The following is an 18,220-nucleotide window of genomic DNA, read 5'->3' on the forward strand; positions in this document are numbered from 1 at the left end:
GAGGGGGGCGGGCGGGAGGAGGCTTTGGGGCGGCTGATGAAGTCGGATAAGTTGGGCCAGAGTGGATTTGAGCTGGGTCCGGGGCACGATCACATCAATAAAGCCATGTTGCTGGAGGTATTCCGACGTCTGGAAATTGTCGGGCAGTTTTTCCCGCAGGGTTTGTTCGATAACCCGCCGTCCAGCAAAACCAATGGTGGCATTAGGCTCAGCCAGGATAATATCACCCAGCATGGCAAAACTAGCCGTAACCCCCCCCGTGGTGGGATGGGTAAGCACCGGTAGGTAGAGTTGTTGGGCAGCTCGATGGCGATCGAGGGCGGCGGAGATCTTGGCCATTTGCATCAGGCTGAGCATACCTTCTTGCATCCGCGCCCCACCAGACGCGCAGACAATAACCACCGGGATCTGCTCTGCTGTGGCCCGCTCAATCAACCGAGTGAGCTTTTCCCCGACCACGGACCCCATGCTGCCCCCCATAAACCGAAAGTCCATGACCCCTAGGGCAACGGGCAAGCCGTCCAATTGCCCTAGCCCTGTCTGGACAGCATCCTTGAGGTTAATTTTGGCCTGGGTTTCGATAATACGATCGCTGTAAGCCTTACGATCGCGGAATCGCAGGGGATCGACAGGGGCCAACATTTCGTCAATGGCGACCCAGGTTTCCGCATCAATGAGTTGGTGAATCCGTTCATCACTGAAGACTGGGTGGTGGTGGCCGCACTCCGGACAGACCAACTGATTGGCCCGCAGATCCTTGGTATAGGTCATGACCCCGCAGACCGCACACTTATGCCACAGACCGTCAGCAATCTCCCGTTCCTGGCGTTCTTTGCTGATCGGCGCTGACTTGCGTCGATGATCAAACCAATCAAATAGAGACATTTAACGCTGTTTTACCCCACAGGCAGAAACCGACAAGCAGACCCCAATTGGCCACCCATACCCCATGCAGTTCCTCATTGAGTGGCAGGGGTCAACGACTGAAGTCATTACTACGAACGATGATACGAACAGTGAGCAACGACTTATCCCATGCAACACCGCATTGGGTTGCGGTCGTGAACCCTTGGGGCAACTGCAATCGGCTAGGGATGCTTTCAAGATGGGTAAATCTTAGTTTACCAGAGCCGTTCTCCTGCCTTTCCGCAAGCCGCTGCCCAGCGCCTTGATTCAGGACCTCTTGACGGGTTGCGGCTGGGCAGTGGGGATGTGCCGCCGCTGGGCGAACACAGTCGCATCTGCCCTTTGGAGTAAGTCCTGTAGCACTTGCAGTTGTGCCATTGTTGGCGAGGCACAGGGGCGCACCTGTTTAAGCCAGTTCACCGCCTCCCACAGGTCTAGCTCGTGGTAGCGGCAGAGGTAAGCAATGCATACCATCGGCGATCGCTCAATTCCGGCGAGGCAATGCACGTAGATCGGTAACTGTTGACTGAGGCTGCGGTGGACCAGATCCACAGCCTTGGCCAATCGCTCCACCCGCAGGTTGACTTCATAACGACTGTCGGGCAAGGAAACCCGGGCGCAGCGAAAATGCTGTGCGACCTCCGGGGGCAAGTCAGCTTCGATCGGGGCGGTGAGTGATAGGATAACTTGGATATTGGCTTGTGCGAGTCGCTCCTGATCGCCGGGTTGCGGTAAGCCACCCACCGCCAACTTACCCGGAATCACCCAGTCTAAGGAGTCAGCAGCACGTTGGCTCAAGGGCAAGGAGTGATCCCTGGCCATGCGACGGGGCCACAACTGTGTGAGGCGTTGTGGAAGCATCCCGATGAACTGCCATAACCATTGCCAGAATTGCTGGCTTTTGCGTTGCAACAATCTACCCTCTGCCCGATGGGTCGTCAAAATCCGCTTGTTCTTTACCCCGATTAAGGGGAGTCTGTGGCCCCAGTCCCCCACATTTTAGCCAATTTCCCCAAAGCGACACCCCGACACCTCATAATCGCGGCCATGACTGACACGATCGCTGCTATTGCCACCGCTATTGTGCCCCAGCAGGGCAGTATTGGCATCGTGCGGCTATCGGGTTCCCAGGCATGGGCAATTGCCCGAACCCTGTTTCAAGCCCCCGGTCGGCAGATCTGGGAGAGCCATCGGATTCTCTACGGTCACATTCGCCACCCCCAAACCCAGCAGTTGGTGGATGAGGCCCTGCTTCTACTGATGCGGGCACCTCGGTCCTACACCCGTGAGGATGTGGTGGAGTTCCACTGTCATGGCGGCATTATGGTGGTGCAGCAGGTTTTGCAGTTATGCCTAGAACAGGGGGCACGGTTGGCCCAGGCGGGGGAATTCACCCTGCGGGCGTTTCTCAACGGGCGTTTGGACTTGACGCAGGCAGAGGGTGTGGCCGATCTAGTCAGTGCCCAATCCCAGCAGGCAGCCCAGGCGGCATTGGCAGGGCTTCAGGGCAAATTGCAGGCACCCATCCGTCAGTTGCGTGCCCAATGTTTAGAGATTTTGGCGGAAATTGAGGCCCGTATTGACTTTGAGGAGGATCTGCCTCCCCTGGATGAGGCATGGGTCCAAGCCCAGATTCAGCAGGTAAGCATGGCCATTCAATCCCTGCTGGCGACGGCGGAGCGGGGGCAATTGCTGCGCACGGGTTTGAAGGTGGCGATCGTGGGACGGCCCAATGTGGGCAAGTCGAGCTTGCTCAATGCCTGGAGTCGCAGCGATCGCGCCATTGTGACTGATCTACCGGGTACGACCCGCGATGTGGTGGAGTCCCAGTTGGTCGTCGGTGGCATTCCAGTCCAAGTGCTGGATACGGCGGGCATTCGGACAACGGACGATCGCGTGGAGCAGTTGGGGGTTGAGCGATCGCGGCGGGCAGCGCAAGCAGCCGATTTGGTGTTATTGACGATCGATGCCCAAGTGGGATGGACCGAGGACGATCGGCACATTTACGAACAAGTCCGCCACCGGCCTCTAATCCTAGTGATCAACAAGATCGATCAATTGGCCCCTAATCAGCCCCTACCTGATGCCGAGGGTATTCGCTACCGGGTGGCAACAGCTGCCCTCCAGGGTCAAGGGATTGAGGATTTAGAGGCAGCCATTTTGCAAGCGATCCAGGCGGATCACCTGCAAGCGGCCAACCTGGAAGTGGCCATTAACCAACGACAAGCGGCAGCACTGACCCGTGCCCAGGGAGCCTTAAAGCAAGTGGAGGACACGATCGCAGCCCACCTTCCCCTCGACTTCTGGAGCATCGATCTCCGGACTGCTATCCACGCTTTGGGTGAGATTACAGGTGAGGAGGTTACAGAGTCAGTGTTAGATCAAATCTTTAGCCGATTTTGTATTGGTAAATAGCAGGTAGGGAACTGAACTGATACTTTCCTAACTTCACCTAATTTCTGATGATAGAAAATCTAGTATTTTTACTAAATATCATGACTCTATTAGTATCAAAAATCCTAATTATTGGCGTCGTACAGAGTAGTTTGTCGCAGCAACTGAAACAGTTTGAAAATTGACATCACGATCATTAAGATGCATCATTAACTGGGTATTGGGATACTTGTTGATTTCGGAAATTATGTTTCTTAACTTGCTCATGCAATGTATTTCTTTCCCAGAAAACTCCTTCAGCATAGCCCTGGATTGAAGGCTCGACTTCGGCAATTTCAAGACGCTTCTCAGCCAAGCAAGCATATACTTCGTCAAGCTCCACACCGAAAAACTGCCTACCTAATTTCTTAGCAACCACCGATGTTGTCCCTGAACCAAGAAAAGGATCAAAGACCACATCGCCAGGATCAGAACTGGCCAGGATGATCTTAGCAACTAGTTTTTCTGGTTTTTGGGTGGGATGATCTGTATTCTCCGGCATGGACCAAAAAGGAACCGTCAAATCGGTCCAGAGATTGGAAGGATGTGTAAGACGATAGTTGCCTTGTTCGGTCATATCCCAATCCTTGGGATGACCATTCACCGTGTAGGGAGCGATTACCTTACGCTTTAACTTGACAGCATCGACATTAAAGGTGTACGTTTCAGAAACTGTACAAAACCAAATATCTTCCGATGCATTTTTCCAATTCTTACTGGCTCCGCGCCCTTTCTCACGCTCCCAGGTAATTCGATTACGCACCTTAAAGCGATCTTTAATTACTTCAAATACAGCCGGTGAAGATTGCCAATCACAGCATATATAAACAGATGAGGTAGGCTTTAGCAGCCTCTCAAGACCAGCCAAGCAAGCATCTAGCCAGCTTGTGTAAGCATCTAAGTCTCTTTTTTTAAAACTATTAGAATTGAAAGTTTTATTTAGATTATAAGGTGGATCAATAAACAACAAATCAACCGATTGTTGTGGCAAGAAATTCACTACTTGAAATAAGTCTTGGTTAATTGTGCAGTTAATAACTTCTTGCAAGCTGGCAGGCTTGTCTAACCGCAATAACTTTTGTCCATATTTGACTTTCTCTTCTTCGTTTAGAGTAATTGTCCGATTGCGAGGAGCACGTTCCTTATTTTGCACCATAGTTAATCATGAGCCACGAGTAGAAATCGCAAACACACCAGCCAAATCGAGTAAAGTTGAAGTTTAATAAATCACTTCTTTGGCTTATCAGACTTTGACAGTAGGATTTCATAACTTTATCATTTTTTGGATTACAATTTTTGGAATTCAGTTAGGTTCAATGCTTGAGATCTCTGCATAGATTCTACTAGAAACTGTCTGGCGCTGCCACCGTGATCTAATCCTATAGGGATGCCAGGGAGATCAACATCAGCAGAGATCAGGTCAATGCCTTTTCGCCGCTCTCTACTCTCTACTCTCCACTCTCTACTCTCCACTCTCTACTCCCTAGTCCCTATACTTGAGTACGTCCATCACCAACAGACAAGAGGCTAATGGATTCCCCCCTGCTCCAGATCGAAAACCTGCGTGTGGCCTATCCCCAAGCTGATGGGTCAGTCGCTACGATCGCCGCTGTCAACCCCGATGCGTCTATCCCTTGGGCTGTGGACGGGGTGTCCCTTACCCTGCAACGGGGAGAACGGTTGGGGTTGGTGGGGGAGTCGGGGTGTGGCAAGTCTACTTTGGGACGGGCGGTGATGCGGTTGCTGCCCCAGGCACGGATTGAGGGGGACATCCGGTTCAATGGGGAGTCGGTATTGGCATTCTCGCCCGATCGCCTGCGGCGGTTTCGGGGGGAAGCGATCGCCTTGGTCTTCCAGGACCCGATGACGCGGCTGAATCCGGTGTTGACCATTGCCGAACATTGCGTAGAAACCCTACGGGCACACCGGCCAAAGTTATCGCGGCAACAGGCCAAGGCGATCGCGCTAGAAACCTTGGCAGCCGTGAAGATTCCGGCGAATCGTTGGACCCAATATCCCCATGAGTTTAGTGGCGGGATGCGGCAACGGGTGGCGATCGCCTTGGCCTTGTTATTGCAACCCCAGTTGATTGTGGCGGACGAACCGACGACGAGTTTGGATGTGACGGTATCGGCCCAGATTCTTCAGGAGTTGACGCGGCTGTGCAGTGAGCGCGACATGGGGTTGTTGTTGATTTCCCATGATTTGGCGCTGGTGGGGGAATACTGCGATCGTCTGGCGGTGATGTGCGCGGGGAAATTGGTGGAACTGGGACCAACGGGGATGGTGTTGACGCAGCCCCAGCATGACTACACGCGATCGCTGTTGCGGGCGGCATTGCATCTGCAACAGGGGGAAAATGGGGGGGACCCAGGGAATCAAGCAGAGCCATTAGATCACCACAAAGGCACAAAGGCACAAAGGCAGGAAGTACCCGCAAGACCCTTATTGCGACTGGAGCAGGTACAGAAGCACTATGTGATTGAGCCGAATTTTTTGGAGCGGTTGTTGGCAAAATCCCCGCAGGTGATTAAGGCCGTAGATGGGATTAGTTTGGACCTGTATCCGGGGGAAATTTTGGGGTTGGTGGGGGAGTCAGGCTGTGGCAAGAGTACGCTGTCCCGGACAATTTTGCAGTTAATTCCGCCGACGGCGGGCCGGGTGGAGTTTTTGGGACAAGAGTTAACCCGACTTTCACCGCGATCGCTACGCCAACAACGCCGACAAATGCAAATGATTTTTCAAGACCCCCATGCCTGCTTAAATCCGCTATTAACGGTTGGGGAAAGTATTGCCGATCCGCTGTTGATTCATCAATTGGCAACTCCCAAACAAGCCCGATCGCAGGTCCTACAAATGCTAGAACGGGTGGGTTTAACCCCAGTAGAAACGTTTTACGATCGCTATCCGGGGGACTTATCCGGCGGGCAACAACAACGGGTGGCGATCGCGCGGGCATTGATTACCCAGCCCAAGCTGTTAATTTGTGATGAGCCAGTGAGTATGCTCGATGCCAGTATTCAGGCGCAGGTATTGGACCTAATGCTGAAACTCAAACAGGAGTTTGATCTGACCTATTTGTTCATTACCCATGATCTTTGGGTGGCGCGATTTTTATGCGATCGCATTGCAGTGATGCAGGCAGGTCAGATTGTGGAACTCGGCTCCACGGCAGCAATTTTTACCCAACCCCAACACCCTTATACCCAAACCCTGCTACAAGCCGCCCCTCTACTGGCAAAGCAGCAGACGTTGTAGCCCATCATTAACGATTCAAATCACCCGTAGGATTAATCTCTAGCCAGTTGTTGTGGGATTGGCCTCTGGCGGGTTGGGAACCCAAACACCTAGGTCGGAGACTGGATAGCCCGGTTAAAGCGCCGCAGCACCTCGCTGCGGCGACCATATACCCCCCGAATCTGTTGCCGGCAACAAACGATCGCAAAGTCATCTAGGGCCTCCGGTTGAATGCCATACATTTCCTGAAAGATGGGTGCCTCCACCCGACAGAAACGGGGACGATCAGCATAGATACGGCATTGGCGGCTCTCCGGATCAAAGTGAATACACCAACCATCCTCCCCCACTAAAGCAAGATACTGGGCCAATTCCGTCGGGCTGAGGTAGGAAGCCAAGCCGGGACGGGCTGCTGGATCAAGGTGGCAGCAAGCCCCACACTGCTCAATACATTGCCAAGTTGCCATCGCCGACAGTCCCCTCTGGTGTGCTTCTCGACAAACGTATACTTTTGTAAACTTCCTTAAAAGAGAGTTCAAACAACTCGATAAGATTAAATGCGAATCAATTTGGCCTCATCCCTGCTCAGTTCATTCAGGAGGAAACATGGAAATCGTGTCTCAGCTTGCAGCGATCAACGTTTTCGGCTTCAACATTGAACCGATTCTGCAACTGACCTTTGTCGCCCTGATTATGCTGGCAGGTCCAGCCGTGATTTTCCTCCTAGCGGCCCGGGGTGGCGACCTTTAAGGTTCCGCCGATCGTTTCTGCAACGCCGCCGAGGGGGCGTTCGTTGAGTTTGTCCCCTGCCGCTCCCGATCACCTGCTGTCGCGAGTCCCAGGCAGGGGCTTCGTGTTTCCTGGAGGAAATCCAGCAGTCGATGGGCAAAATCCAACTTGCTACAGGGTTCAATCCGCTGCTGTTGCCCGTGCCGATGGATAAAAACGGCCTGATTGGCATCACGGCCAAAACCCGTTTCCGGCTGATCGATGGGATTGGCCACGATCGCGTCCAGGTTTTTACGCTGTAATTTGATCAAGGCCGGCGGCACCACCTCACCGGTCTGGGCCGCAAAGCCGACCAAGCACTGGTGGGGCTGTTTGCGTTCCCCCAACTCAGCCACAATATCAGGAACCGGGGCCAGGGGGAGAGGATTCGGAAGATCCTGTTTGGCGAGTTTATGGGGCTGGTATGTCGCTGGTTTGTAATCGGCCACGGCTGCTGCCATCAGGATGAGATCGGCATTAGCAAACTGGCTAAGCATCGCTTGCCGCATTGCGTCTGCCGTGGTGACCGCCACCGTTTGCATCCCCATGAGGGCGGCGGGGTCGATTCCAGCGAGGGGACCATGTACCAGGGTGACCTGTGCCCCCCGATGCAGAGCCGCTTGCGCCAAGGCCACACCCATCTTGCCGGTTGCCGGATTACCTAAATAGCGCACAGGATCAAGGTATTCCTGGGTACCCCCCGCACTGATGAGGACCCGTTTACCCTGAAGATCGCGGCGTCCCTGGGTATAAAGCAACGACTGGAGGTGGGCCAAGAGGGTGACCGGTTCCGCCATGCGACCGGCCCCAACGCGATCGCAGGCTAATCGCCCCGATCCGGGTTCCGTCCCGTGATAGCGGGGATTGGCCATGAGCTGCTGCCAGTTCCTTTGGACAACCGCCTGCTCCCACATATCCGTATTCATGGCCGGAGCCAGCAGAATGGGACAACGAGAGGCCAAAACCGTATTGGTGAGAAGATTATCCGCCAACCCATAGGTTAACTTGGCCAGGGTATTGGCCGTCAGCGGGGCAAGGACCAATCCTTCCGCCCATTCTCCCAATTCGATATGCAGGGGCCGATCGCGATCGGCCTGCCAAAAGTCGGCGTCGGTATAGGCACGATGACGACAGAGGGTGGCAAAGGTCAGCGGCGTGACAAAGGCTTGGGCCTTATCGGTCAGGATAGCTCGCACCTCTGCTCCTGCCTGGGCCAAGGTGGAGGCAACCGCGCACAGCTTATAAGCAGCAATACCGCCCCCAATACCCAGCACAATGCGGCGATTAGCAAACATTAACCGCTAGGCTTCATCATAGGCTTCAAGGTCGAGCAGGTGGATATAGGGTTCCACTAACTCAGGCCGCTGGAAGGCGATGCTGCGGAGCAGGTGCCAGTCTTCTAATCCCGCAAAGGCGTTGGTATAGTCGTCTTGCTCTAGGCGACTGGCGAGTTCAGCCACATCGGCAGCCGTGAGGGTCGCCACGTTGTATTTCTCAGAATATTGTCCAGCGGGTTTCTTGGTATCGTTTCCAGGATAGGGTTCGGCCAGCGGGGGGGGGACGGGTTCAGTGCGGCAAGTCTGCATAAGGCATACATCTCCCAAGGACCTCTCTCCCTAAGCTTAGGCCAGCAATGGCCGAATCGTGGGGGCTGATCCAAGATTCTTCGGTTTCTTCGTGTTTTGTAATGTTTTGAGTGGGGCAATAGCTTCCGGAGCGGCTCCTCGGCGATCAGAAGGGCGCTCCCGGCCCCTAGGCATTGCCACCGAGTTCCGTTACTATCCAACCTAAGCGATCGGGTACTATCAGTTACCATTAGTTAGCATCAAGATAGCTACGATCAAGACAATCATCACCCTCAACATGGATCGTCCGGGATTGCCCATGCGTCTTCTTAACCTTCCTCCAGCCCACAACCGCCCAGCAACGTTGCTCCCTCTGCGCCGACGCCTACTGTGCTTAACCCTGGGCCTAACGGCGCTGTGGGTTGGTGCTGCCGCGCCCGTGCAGGCCGAAACGGCAGAAACGGCCCCTGATGCCCTGAAAGTGCTATTAACAGAAATTGACGAGGCGGCTAATCGTCAGGATCTTGAGGCAGTGATGCGGCATTACAGTCCGGCATTTGCAAACTCAGATGGCCTAGTCTATAGCACCCTTCAGGAAGACCTCAAAAAGCTCTGGGAACGGTATCCCCAACTGAGCTACCAAACCGAGCTGCTGAACTGGGAGCAGGAAGGTTCCACCCTCATGGCGGAAACCGTGACCACCATTACGGGGACCCAAAGCCTTGCCAGTCGGGAAGTGCAGTTAAAGGCTCAGCTACGATCGCGTCAGGCGATCGACCAGGATAAGATTGTGCGTCAGGAGATTTTGGCCGAGCAGAGCCAACTGACCACCGGCACAGCCCCGCCGACGGTAACCATTAAGTTGCCAGAAGCGGTTAAAGTGGGCCAGACCTTTAGTTTTGATGCCATTGTCGAGGAGCCACTGGGCGACAGCCTGCTGCTGGGGGCGATCCAGGAAAAACCCGTGCGGGCCAACGGCTTCTTTGAGCCAGTCCCGACCAATTTAGAGCTGCTGTCAGCCGGGGGGATTTTTAAGCTGGGGCGTGCACCGATTATGCCCGATAATCGCTGGATTACGGTGACCTTGATCCGGCCCGAGGGGATGACGTTTGTCACCCAACGCCTGCGGGTGGTGGAACGCATAGATCCTTAACCAGGATTCGATTGGGTCTAGGGGTAGCCGCAGCGCCCGGTCATTGGGCAGGGCATAGCGCTGATCCTGCTCGTCTGCCCCCCGGGGTGGGTATTATCTGCGTGATTTTGCGGATAAGGGCGGATCATTCACCCGATCGGATCAGTTATATTGGTGAGGCAAGAATTGGCGGACATCCCTATGCTGAAGATTAGGGAAAGACATAGAACACCTCAGAAGTCCCCCCAGCACCTAGGGGGCTTTTTTTTGCCATTTTTTAGGAGGCAGGCTCGGCCTACCCCTGACTCAGTTCAATAATGTTGCCGTCCGGGTCTTGGGTGAACAAGGCAGGACGACCGGAAGCGCTCATCTGCACGGGGGCACCGGCCTGCAAAAGCGTCTGTTTCGCCGCCTCTAGATCGGCGACGGCAAAGGCGATATGGGGGTTACGGCCCCATTTATCGATGTTAGCCAGGGGGGGCAGGGCGCTCGCCGTGGTGATCAGGTGCAGTTGCACGTCGCCTAGCTGATACCAGCAGCCGGGAAAGTTAAACGACCGATCAACCTTGCGTAGCCCCAGAACAGTACCATAGAAATGCTCAGCCCGTGGCAGATCAGTGACCAGTAGAGCCACATGGAGGTATTGGGTCAGGTGCATGGTCGGGGGATACCGTTACAAAACCTGGTGGGTGTAGGCGTGTTGCTTGACGTTATCTTCCGTGCGCACGATGCGTTCCGAGTTGAGAATACGCTTGCGATCGAGCGAATGGTTCATATCTCGACGCAGGCTGCCGATCGGGATCAGGGATTGGCTTTCAGGCCGCCGTTTGTAGGTCCGGGCAGCGGCGATCGTCCGTTCCTGGAAGTCATCGCAGAGTTGAGCCGTAGCGGGGAACTCTGGCGGCAGTTGGGCCTTACTTTCGTCCTGCAAGACACTGCCCAGCCGAGTGCCACAAGCTAGCTGGTAGGAGGTGGGAATCCCTTTCGTAATCGCTTCCAGGGCCGCTGAGGGAATCGGTTCCGCCACTTCAACGGGATGGATTTCGCCCTCTTCGCGGATAAAGCAGGTTGCAAGGCCAATTACCACATAGTCATCAGCGGTGAGATCAGGAGCAGAGGGGTAAGCAGTTGCCAGGGTCATCGTCGTCAGCGTTCGGAAAATAGGGGGACAGAGCGAAGATCATAAAGGTTCAGTAGATCACAAATTGAACATGGGATAGCCATCGCGGCTGTCTTCGGGGCAAGCCGTCGCGGCTGTCTCAAGGGCAGGCGGGATGCTTGCCCCACAATGATGTTTCAAGCTACTGAAAGTATGTATTTGGATTGTATGACGGGACGATCGCTTTTCTTCAAGAACGTCCAATCCCACTCACCCCACTGAGCAGCAAGAAGAGGCCCCCCAGCACGATCGCGATCGCCACAATACCCATAATCACATCGAGGGAGGAAGTCGTTTCCATGACATTACCTAACCTAGAGAAGTTGGATACAGCATACCGACTGCTGCCACTCCACCATACCGCCCGATCAGGATAGTTGCTCGAAAAGTAAATGCCGCAATGTTTGCATTTGTAGTGCTGCGTTGGTAGCGCTGGCTTTAGCCGGTAACGACTAAAGTCGTTACGACTAATCTTGGCACCTGCCCTCCCGGCAACCCACCACCAGAGCACTCTCCTCTCTCCTAAACCTGCAACGGCCCCAAATACCGCCGCAGATAGGGCGAAAAAACTTCATAAATCAGGGTGAGGGGTTGGCCACTATGCCAGAACAAGTAATGCCGTCCCCAAAAAGGTCCCGTTTCAGCAAAGGCTGCTTCTAGACTGGGGGAGTGGCCGTAGTGGATGCCCTGGATATCGCGATAGAGTTCCGAATGCAGGCGGGAAAGATTGTCCCAGATAGGGAGCGATCGATTTTGTAAATACTCATCGATATGGCTCGCATCCCACCAGGAGGTGGCATAGGCCAACCGTTGACCAGAGGCCGTGCGTAACCAGACTTGCCGGCGCAGGCGGGGACCAGGGACAGCTTCAATGAGGGCTGGGGCTTGATCAGGGTTCATGCCGATCGTGGACATATCAATGACATCGACTTCGATTGGTTCCCCTGTTAATAGCCGTAAATGACGGGTGGGTGACCCATCCCCCAGCAGGAGGATTTGCCACGCGGGGGCGAGTTGTTGATGGGGAAGGCCGGCTTGTACCACAGCTTCTCCACCCTGCCAGAGGGGACTCAGCTTATGCCATGCCGTCGGCTGGCTGGAGCGACTCTTGATTTCGTAAGCGGTAGCCAAAGTCTTTACACAACTTAACGTTCTTTTCCGTATGATATCGCCTTTACAGCGAGGATAAATTGCCTGGGTGAAATCTGGCAGATGATCGCTGATGGCAAGGAGAAGAAGATTTCCCTAAGTTTTGTTAGCCGCCACTTATCGGCAGGCTAGTCTCAAGGGGACGATCGCTGAGATACAAAATACTTTGTCAACCCCTATGCGCCGATCCGTGTTGATCGCTTCGCTGCTGCTGACCCTAGCCCTACCGATCTCCAGGAACACGGGGGCACTGGCCCAAACGCCAGCGGCAGATTCCAAACCCGATGCCCCCCGATCCCGAACCACCGCTCAGGTCGTAGATCAGGTCTGTGACTTTCTCAAGGCCCAGCGATCGTTCACCGTGGAGATGGACATCACCTACGACAATGTGCTGGACTTTGGCAACAAGGTGCAATATAGCGCCTACCAAAGCCTGTCGGTCCAAAAGCCCAACCGCCTGCGTAGTGAGTATGTGGGGGATGAACGGGTCACCGACTTCTATCTGGGCCAATAAACGTGGGGTGATGGGAGATGAACTGGGGGCGATCGGTTGCCCACGCCATTGGCACCGTCTCCCCAGTTCAAGCGGTTGATTTGTGGGTTGCCCTACCTCAACCCAACCCAATGCGAGCGCCTCGTTGCTGAGGGGAAAGGTCGCCAACCCTGATACTGCCGTAGCCACCGCCACGATACCCAATTGTTCCCAAACCCTATCCAGACGGCCTCCTAAGTTTCCGAGCAAGCCTAGGGAAGATTACGGAACCTTTCGATAAAACCACCGTCTGAGCCGCCTAAGCTACGTGCCTTTACGGAGACGAGAAACTGATGCTGACCAAAATTGGTGTACTCGGTGTGCTAAGTACGGCCATGTTGGGGGTAGCTCCCCTGCCAAGCTGGGCCAGTTCAAACAATAACCCGGTGGCCACGGTCCAAAACGCTAGCCAGCAGGCCACGGTCACGGGGGACAATAACCAGGTGATCCAGGTAATTAATCAGGTGAATGTCAATCACCCCGGCCAGGGCAACCTCAAGCGTGCCCTCAATAATACGGGGACGGTGCAGGATGCCGCCCAAGGAGCCGCAGTCAACGGCCAGAGCAACCAGGCGGTCCAGACGACGACGCAGGTCAATCAACGTGTCCAGGGCAATGCCCAGGGACGGGGCAACGATCGCGCGGTTGGTAACCAGGGTAAGGGTCATGCCTGGGGCCGCGATCGCAATTAGTCGAGCCAACGGCTTATCCCCTGCGGCATGGTCCGGGTGATCTCCCTGGATGGGATTTTTGAACAAAGCGAGATTTTTGAGGCGATCGTCATTGCCAGCATCAACCTTTAGCTGGTAAGAGAAGGAGACAGGATCGTAACCTCATCGCTATTCTTAAAGTTGAATAAATTGATTAAGGATCTGTCAATTGATTCTCAATTTTTTTCATGCTTTAGAATCGCTAATTTCAGATCAATATCTCCTTAATATATAGAGTGAATTAGCCTCAAAAAATCTCAAAAAAATCATAAATCTGGGAACCTAAAATCAAAATCAACGTCAAATTAAGCATGAGCGAACAATACTAGTTTAGCTAGTAAAATCGAGGTACCTCCTGTGAATGCTCATTCTTAACTTCGGCTGTTTTGTTTTCAGGGTTTATTCACTCCTACCTTTCACTAACAGTCGGAATTTTCATCAAGGAATCGATTCCTTCCGGAAACTTTTTTCACTGTTCTCAAAGAACTACTCACTGAAACAACACAACTTCTAAGGAGAAAAAAATGCTGAAGCGAGCTTATGCCTTGGGTCTGTTGAGCCTCACCTCTTTGGGGATGATTTCATTGCCTGCTTTTGCCGATACAGCAGTGATTCAGCGCAATACCCAGGATCTCTATATTGAAGGCCAACGGAACACCGCTGTGCAAGACAGCCAGCAGATTAACATCAACCGGCAAACCAATGTTCGCCATCGGGACGCCAATGTCGGTGTAGTTCAAGACGCCTATCAGGGCGCAACCGTGGTCGGCAAAGATAATGCCGCCTATCAGGGTAGCACGCAGATCAATGTGAACGATGAACGCCGCAGTCCTGACAGCAAGAAGCCCCATCCAGGCCGGGGTCGCGGACGCGATGGCATCTCGATCCAGCAAAGGTAAGCAACTTTCACCTAGCTTCAAGGAGGATGTATCTCTTGGAGCTAGTTTTGCTTGTATAAGCAGTGCCTAACATCGTTTTTGAGGTGGAATAGAAGCGCAGATCTGTCCAAGACAGATCTGTGTTTTTCCTATTACTACGTGATGTTTGTAAACGGAGTCAAGGCTCATGAACAGTAAACGCGTGATGGCGTTTAACGTGATGCCATTGTTGGTATTTTCTACTTTTCTGCTGCTGCCCAAGGTGGCGTTAGCGGAAACTCTTGAGGTGCGATCGGGCAATATGAGGATACACATTGTCGATGATGGTCAGGTGCAGATCAATGGTGATCAACTGCACGTGCAGACCCCAGGCTATTCCTTCCCGCGATCGCCCTACCGCGATCGCGGCTATAGCTATCGACGCCCCGATCTATCGGTATTTCGCCGGACTTGTAATGCTCAGGCGGATACCCAGAAGCAGGTGTATACCCAGCGATCGTCCGCTGGTTCTCTCTATCAACGTAGCACAGTCGTCACTCAGGTCTGTCGTTAAATGCGTCCCTGGGGAATGACTTCGCATGATGAGATAGAGATAGCAGGTTAAAAAAGCAACGGTGGGGTAGGCATCCTGCCTGCAACTGCAACAAGGCATCCTGCCCGTGATTGAGACCGTCGCGGTGGCTGCTACCCCACGTTTAATGAAGCTCTGCCTGCCAACGGAGAACAGCCTGCTGTAATTCAGCGCGATTTTGTGAGTGTTCGTCGGTGGATGCCTGTTGCCAATATTCAATACATTTACGAATAGACGCAACCGCTTGCTTCAGCAAATATATATCAGGATGCTGCTCGAAAAGGTGGCGGAAACTGCGTCCCAAAAGTGCTAGACTTGATCCCAATCGGACCTGTTCCGCAATAATGCAAGCAGGGTTAATGGGTAGATGAGTTATTGTAGGAGCGGTCACACCACCAAACCCAAAGCGGATGCCTGCTTGGCGAATCTTTCTAGAAGGATCATCTAATAGACCTAAACAAAGGATCTCAAAAATAATATCTAACCCAAGGCTTAATCGTAGATCGTTCAGACCAATATGAATTTCATCTATTCCTGGTACTTGCAAAATTGAATCGAGATTTTCCAAAGCAGTTTTGTTCTCCAACAAAAGTGAAGTACGCGCACGTCCTCGAACCTGGTCTACAAACTGCTGCACTTGGAAGGTAGTTTCAAACATGGGTAGCATGATGACATCTACCCCATAGGTAAGGATTCTTTCAATTTCTGTTTGACTATGCTCGTGAAGTGGATTAATGCGTACCATTAGCGAAGCATCGACTAGTAGTTCCCGTAGAATCTGCACATCTTGTTCACGGTGATCCGATAGGAATAAGTTTTGTCCTGCCTGACGTTGGGACTTACCTAACCTCTCTAGGTCAACCATAATGCGATCGATTCCGGCAATTTGGGCAAGATTCGCCAATTTATAGTCAGCCGTTATCAAACACAGATCAATAGTATTACTATTAGATACAAATTTATTCCTATGGAACATTGTTACTCATAATATTTTGCTCTAAGAATTACCATAAAAAAACTGTTGGCAATATTGAAAGGCATTCTGACTGACATAAGGTTCAGATCGAGCAATTAAATCGGCAAATAGTTTTTTAGCCAACTCTTTAGCTGATTTACTATGTCTAGCAATTTCTAATTCATTGGCAATAGTCAATTCCAAAAGATCACAAAGCAGTCGATGTTCTAATTTTTTTGTTTTATGCAAAAAACGATCTGGAAAGAGCACTGGTTCCTCTCTACCAATTCGTGGATATAAATGATGACGATCGCACGCTGAAAAATGATAAACAATATTTTCAGCTTCTATCCCAATAATCTGAATAATCAGATCACGTTGATCGAGTGTAACAAGCTGATGCTGATAGCCGTGGGTACTATAAACTGCATGATAAAGACCTGCAACACAAAGTTCCTGGCGATTGCCCCAGGCATTTAGATATTGACAAGTACCCTCTAGATGAGCGATGAGACTTCCATTAACATGTCCTAACGTCTTTGCCCCAAGAGCTTCTAATAACTGGAGCAAGACATTATAGTTATCTAGATCGTATGAATAGGTTTGTGAGTTCATGATGGTGATGACCATGAATAAGGAATAAATTCTGATTCAGGTGGTAGACGATCCTCATCGGGTTTTTCAAAGATAAAAGGCTGAGAGTTAATATGAAGAAGTAATGCGGGCTGTCTTCCATCTGCCCGAAAACCATGCCAAATCCTGGGTGGGATCTGGATTAATCTAGGCTCAGTTGCTTCAAGTACCATCACATCAATCTTACTATAAGATGATGAGTTCTCGCGTGCATCGTACAAAACCAGCCTAATACTCCCAGCGATAAGAATAATTTGATCAACCTGCTGATGGTGTCTGTACCAAGCTTTAACTATACCAGGATGGGTAGATGTCACGTACGCTTGACCAAAGCCCGGAAAATTTGGATCATCTCGTCGCTGTATTTCCATTAACCATCCTCGCTCATTCGATACCATTTTGAGCGGTAGTATTTTGACACCTTGAATAGGAGAACCTGCTGGCAGCATAGTTGCTTAGACTAAGGAATAACTTCAATAGCATTATTCTTAACATGGATAAAATCATTTTCTGTTGTTTCGCGATCCCAAAGATACTGACGTCCCCATTTCATTTCAATATCCAGTGGTTTTAAGCCTATTTTCAATGCAGCATGACGTTTTAGAAGATAATCCAATCCCAGATATTTATAGTGCAATAATTTAACTTCGGTAGGCTTGGGGTATAAAACTTGACCCGTAGGAAAAGCAAAATGTCTTCCAGGATTATAGTTAATCTCCTCAATTAAATTCGGATTAAAAATTACTACTTTGTTCATTAATCCCCAAGGCATCCCTCGCGTGATGGCATTGCAGAGTAGATCGTCCGTGGTAGGAAAACTTTCTGAGATCATTTGATACCCTTGAGCAGAAATAATTGTAATACCCTGGGAATAGCAATGTTTTAGATAATTTTCTAAGTCTGGATGGTACACATGTTCATCTATGTTGCAAATAATTACCCAATCAGCTTTCCCTCTGCTCTGCTTCCAAGCCTGATTTGCCATTTTTTGACTGTTTAGTACAAATGAATATTCTTCATTGACAAAAGGTTGAATAGTCACATTATCATAACTGCTTAAAATTTCTAGGGAACCATCAGTTGATCCGTCGTCATAAATAAAGAATTTTTCCGCGATCGGTTGATAATGACGCAGATAATAGGGCAACATACTTACCTCATTCCAGCACAAAGAATATACGTGAATTTTCACAACTCTTGTACCTCTTCATGAATTTGCTATCATAACCAACCAATGCATAATGAAAAAACATAAAAAATCTTAACTTTAATATCAAAAAACAGTACTAGCTCGGCTTCTTTGGTTACTTGCTGAAAATGACGGAATTCATACAGTTTTTATTGTAGTAAGTGATTAAAAGACTTGCCCTAGCTAAGCCACGGGCTATAAGCTATGGCCTACCACAATATATTCAGAATAGCCTATTTTTTTTCTGTGTCAAGCACCTAGAAACCCAGAAGTGTTGAAAGTTAGGTTAAGCGATGGAAAAAAGGGACAGAATGCAGTATTCTGTCCTCTAACAAATAAAAAATGATGTTCTATGATAGCCTCATTCCCGAAGCTTGTCAAATTGATCTTGAAGCAGCTTTGT

General features: G+C 51.4%; 21 protein-coding genes. 8 read left to right on the plus strand and 13 right to left on the minus strand.

Annotation, left to right across the window (positions count from 1 at the left end; genetic code table 11):
- Positions 1 to 885 (minus strand): acetyl-CoA carboxylase, carboxyltransferase subunit beta (accD, locus tag ACWIUF_RS14460; protein ID WP_448573169.1); only part of this gene is annotated, 885 nt, incomplete at its 3' end.
- A gap of 288 nt (positions 886 to 1,173) precedes the next feature.
- Positions 1,174 to 1,821: a dual specificity protein phosphatase family protein gene (locus ACWIUF_RS14465; RefSeq protein WP_448573170.1), complete on the minus strand. Its 648-nt coding sequence runs from the start codon at positions 1,819 to 1,821 to the stop codon at positions 1,174 to 1,176.
- Between the two features lie 63 nt (positions 1,822 to 1,884).
- On the opposite strand from ACWIUF_RS14465, the gene mnmE reads away from it, so the two are divergent.
- Positions 1,885 to 3,321 carry a tRNA uridine-5-carboxymethylaminomethyl(34) synthesis GTPase MnmE gene (gene mnmE, locus ACWIUF_RS14470; RefSeq protein WP_448573171.1) on the plus strand — a complete coding sequence of 479 codons (1,437 nt, stop codon included), beginning with the start codon at positions 1,885 to 1,887 and terminating at the stop codon, positions 3,319 to 3,321.
- Positions 3,322 to 3,496: 175 nt separating this feature from the next.
- Here mnmE and ACWIUF_RS14475 read toward each other — a convergent pair whose 3' ends face one another.
- Positions 3,497 to 4,495, minus strand: a complete 999-nt coding sequence (locus ACWIUF_RS14475; RefSeq protein ID WP_448573172.1) for a DNA-methyltransferase — start codon at positions 4,493 to 4,495, stop codon at positions 3,497 to 3,499.
- 374 nt (positions 4,496 to 4,869) lie between these two features.
- Here ACWIUF_RS14475 and ACWIUF_RS14480 point away from each other — a divergent pair, with 374 nt between their 5' ends.
- Complete coding sequence (locus ACWIUF_RS14480) at positions 4,870 to 6,597, plus strand: dipeptide ABC transporter ATP-binding protein (protein ID WP_448573173.1); 1,728 nt, start codon at positions 4,870 to 4,872, stop codon at positions 6,595 to 6,597.
- Positions 6,598 to 6,686: 89 nt separating this feature from the next.
- Here the strand turns inward: ACWIUF_RS14480 and ACWIUF_RS14485 are convergent, their stop codons facing one another.
- Positions 6,687 to 7,043 (minus strand): YkgJ family cysteine cluster protein, encoded by a 357-nt coding sequence (locus tag ACWIUF_RS14485; protein ID WP_448573175.1) that lies wholly within the window; start codon positions 7,041 to 7,043, stop codon positions 6,687 to 6,689.
- A gap of 139 nt (positions 7,044 to 7,182) precedes the next feature.
- Between ACWIUF_RS14485 and psb30 the strand changes: the two genes are divergently transcribed.
- Complete coding sequence (psb30, locus tag ACWIUF_RS14490; RefSeq protein WP_265902365.1) at positions 7,183 to 7,326, plus strand: photosystem II reaction center protein Ycf12/Psb30; 144 nt, start codon at positions 7,183 to 7,185, stop codon at positions 7,324 to 7,326.
- On the opposite strand, the gene coaBC is transcribed toward psb30, so the two are convergent.
- Both coaBC and isiD read right to left on the minus strand, forming a co-directional pair.
- Positions 7,323 to 8,639 carry a bifunctional phosphopantothenoylcysteine decarboxylase/phosphopantothenate--cysteine ligase CoaBC gene (coaBC, locus tag ACWIUF_RS14495; protein WP_448573176.1) on the minus strand — a complete coding sequence of 439 codons (1,317 nt, stop codon included), beginning with the start codon at positions 8,637 to 8,639 and terminating at the stop codon, positions 7,323 to 7,325. The two genes, psb30 and coaBC, sit on opposite strands and share 4 nt — an antisense overlap.
- Positions 8,640 to 8,645: 6 nt before the next feature.
- A complete protein-coding gene (gene isiD, locus ACWIUF_RS14500) occupies positions 8,646 to 8,930 on the minus strand; it encodes a protein IsiD (RefSeq protein WP_448573177.1) in 285 nt (94 codons plus the stop codon).
- Positions 8,931 to 9,228: 298 nt separating this feature from the next.
- Between isiD and ACWIUF_RS14505 the strand changes: the two genes are divergently transcribed.
- Entirely contained in the window at positions 9,229 to 10,062 is an 834-nt protein-coding gene (locus ACWIUF_RS14505; protein ID WP_448573178.1) for a nuclear transport factor 2 family protein, read from the plus strand.
- Between the two features lie 274 nt (positions 10,063 to 10,336).
- Here ACWIUF_RS14505 and ACWIUF_RS14510 read toward each other — a convergent pair whose 3' ends face one another.
- The 3 genes from ACWIUF_RS14510 to ACWIUF_RS14520 all read right to left on the minus strand — a co-directional run bounded on the left by ACWIUF_RS14510 (position 10,337) and on the right by ACWIUF_RS14520 (position 12,331).
- Positions 10,337 to 10,699, minus strand: coding sequence for a VOC family protein (locus ACWIUF_RS14510; RefSeq protein WP_448573179.1), 363 nt, complete (start codon positions 10,697 to 10,699; stop codon positions 10,337 to 10,339).
- Between the two features lie 15 nt (positions 10,700 to 10,714).
- Positions 10,715 to 11,182 carry a hypothetical protein gene (locus ACWIUF_RS14515; protein WP_448573181.1) on the minus strand — a complete coding sequence of 156 codons (468 nt, stop codon included), beginning with the start codon at positions 11,180 to 11,182 and terminating at the stop codon, positions 10,715 to 10,717.
- Positions 11,183 to 11,722: 540 nt separating this feature from the next.
- Positions 11,723 to 12,331 carry a chorismate lyase gene (locus ACWIUF_RS14520; protein WP_448573182.1) on the minus strand — a complete coding sequence of 203 codons (609 nt, stop codon included), beginning with the start codon at positions 12,329 to 12,331 and terminating at the stop codon, positions 11,723 to 11,725.
- A 196-nt stretch (positions 12,332 to 12,527) separates the two neighbouring features.
- Between ACWIUF_RS14520 and ACWIUF_RS14525 the strand changes: the two genes are divergently transcribed.
- From ACWIUF_RS14525 to ACWIUF_RS14540, 4 genes are all read left to right on the plus strand, one after another.
- Positions 12,528 to 12,863 carry a DUF2092 domain-containing protein gene (locus tag ACWIUF_RS14525; protein ID WP_448573183.1) on the plus strand — a complete coding sequence of 112 codons (336 nt, stop codon included), beginning with the start codon at positions 12,528 to 12,530 and terminating at the stop codon, positions 12,861 to 12,863.
- Positions 12,864 to 13,174: 311 nt separating this feature from the next.
- Entirely contained in the window at positions 13,175 to 13,573 is a 399-nt protein-coding gene (locus tag ACWIUF_RS14530; RefSeq protein WP_448573184.1) for a hypothetical protein, read from the plus strand.
- Between the two features lie 542 nt (positions 13,574 to 14,115).
- Positions 14,116 to 14,490, plus strand: a complete 375-nt coding sequence (locus ACWIUF_RS14535; protein WP_448573186.1) for a hypothetical protein — start codon at positions 14,116 to 14,118, stop codon at positions 14,488 to 14,490.
- Between the two features lie 166 nt (positions 14,491 to 14,656).
- Positions 14,657 to 15,022, plus strand: coding sequence for a hypothetical protein (locus tag ACWIUF_RS14540; protein ID WP_448573188.1), 366 nt, complete (start codon positions 14,657 to 14,659; stop codon positions 15,020 to 15,022).
- A gap of 142 nt (positions 15,023 to 15,164) precedes the next feature.
- Here the strand turns inward: ACWIUF_RS14540 and ACWIUF_RS14545 are convergent, their stop codons facing one another.
- Genes ACWIUF_RS14545 through ACWIUF_RS14560 form a run of 4 tightly spaced genes read right to left on the minus strand, consistent with a single transcriptional unit; the run spans position 15,165 to position 17,778 of the window.
- Entirely contained in the window at positions 15,165 to 16,016 is an 852-nt protein-coding gene (locus ACWIUF_RS14545; protein WP_448573190.1) for an aldolase/citrate lyase family protein, read from the minus strand.
- Between the two features lie 21 nt (positions 16,017 to 16,037).
- Entirely contained in the window at positions 16,038 to 16,625 is a 588-nt protein-coding gene (locus ACWIUF_RS14550) for a DUF6817 domain-containing protein (RefSeq protein ID WP_448573191.1), read from the minus strand.
- On the minus strand, positions 16,607 to 17,077 hold the full coding sequence (locus ACWIUF_RS14555) for a dTDP-4-dehydrorhamnose 3,5-epimerase family protein (RefSeq protein ID WP_448573192.1): 471 nt from the start codon (positions 17,075 to 17,077) through the stop codon (positions 16,607 to 16,609). The genes ACWIUF_RS14550 and ACWIUF_RS14555 overlap by 19 nt, the downstream gene beginning before the upstream one ends.
- A gap of 11 nt (positions 17,078 to 17,088) precedes the next feature.
- Complete coding sequence (locus ACWIUF_RS14560) at positions 17,089 to 17,778, minus strand: glycosyltransferase family 2 protein (protein ID WP_448573193.1); 690 nt, start codon at positions 17,776 to 17,778, stop codon at positions 17,089 to 17,091.
- Positions 17,779 to 18,220: the final 442 nt, after the last annotated feature.

The organism is Trichothermofontia sp. (genome assembly GCF_053493415.1).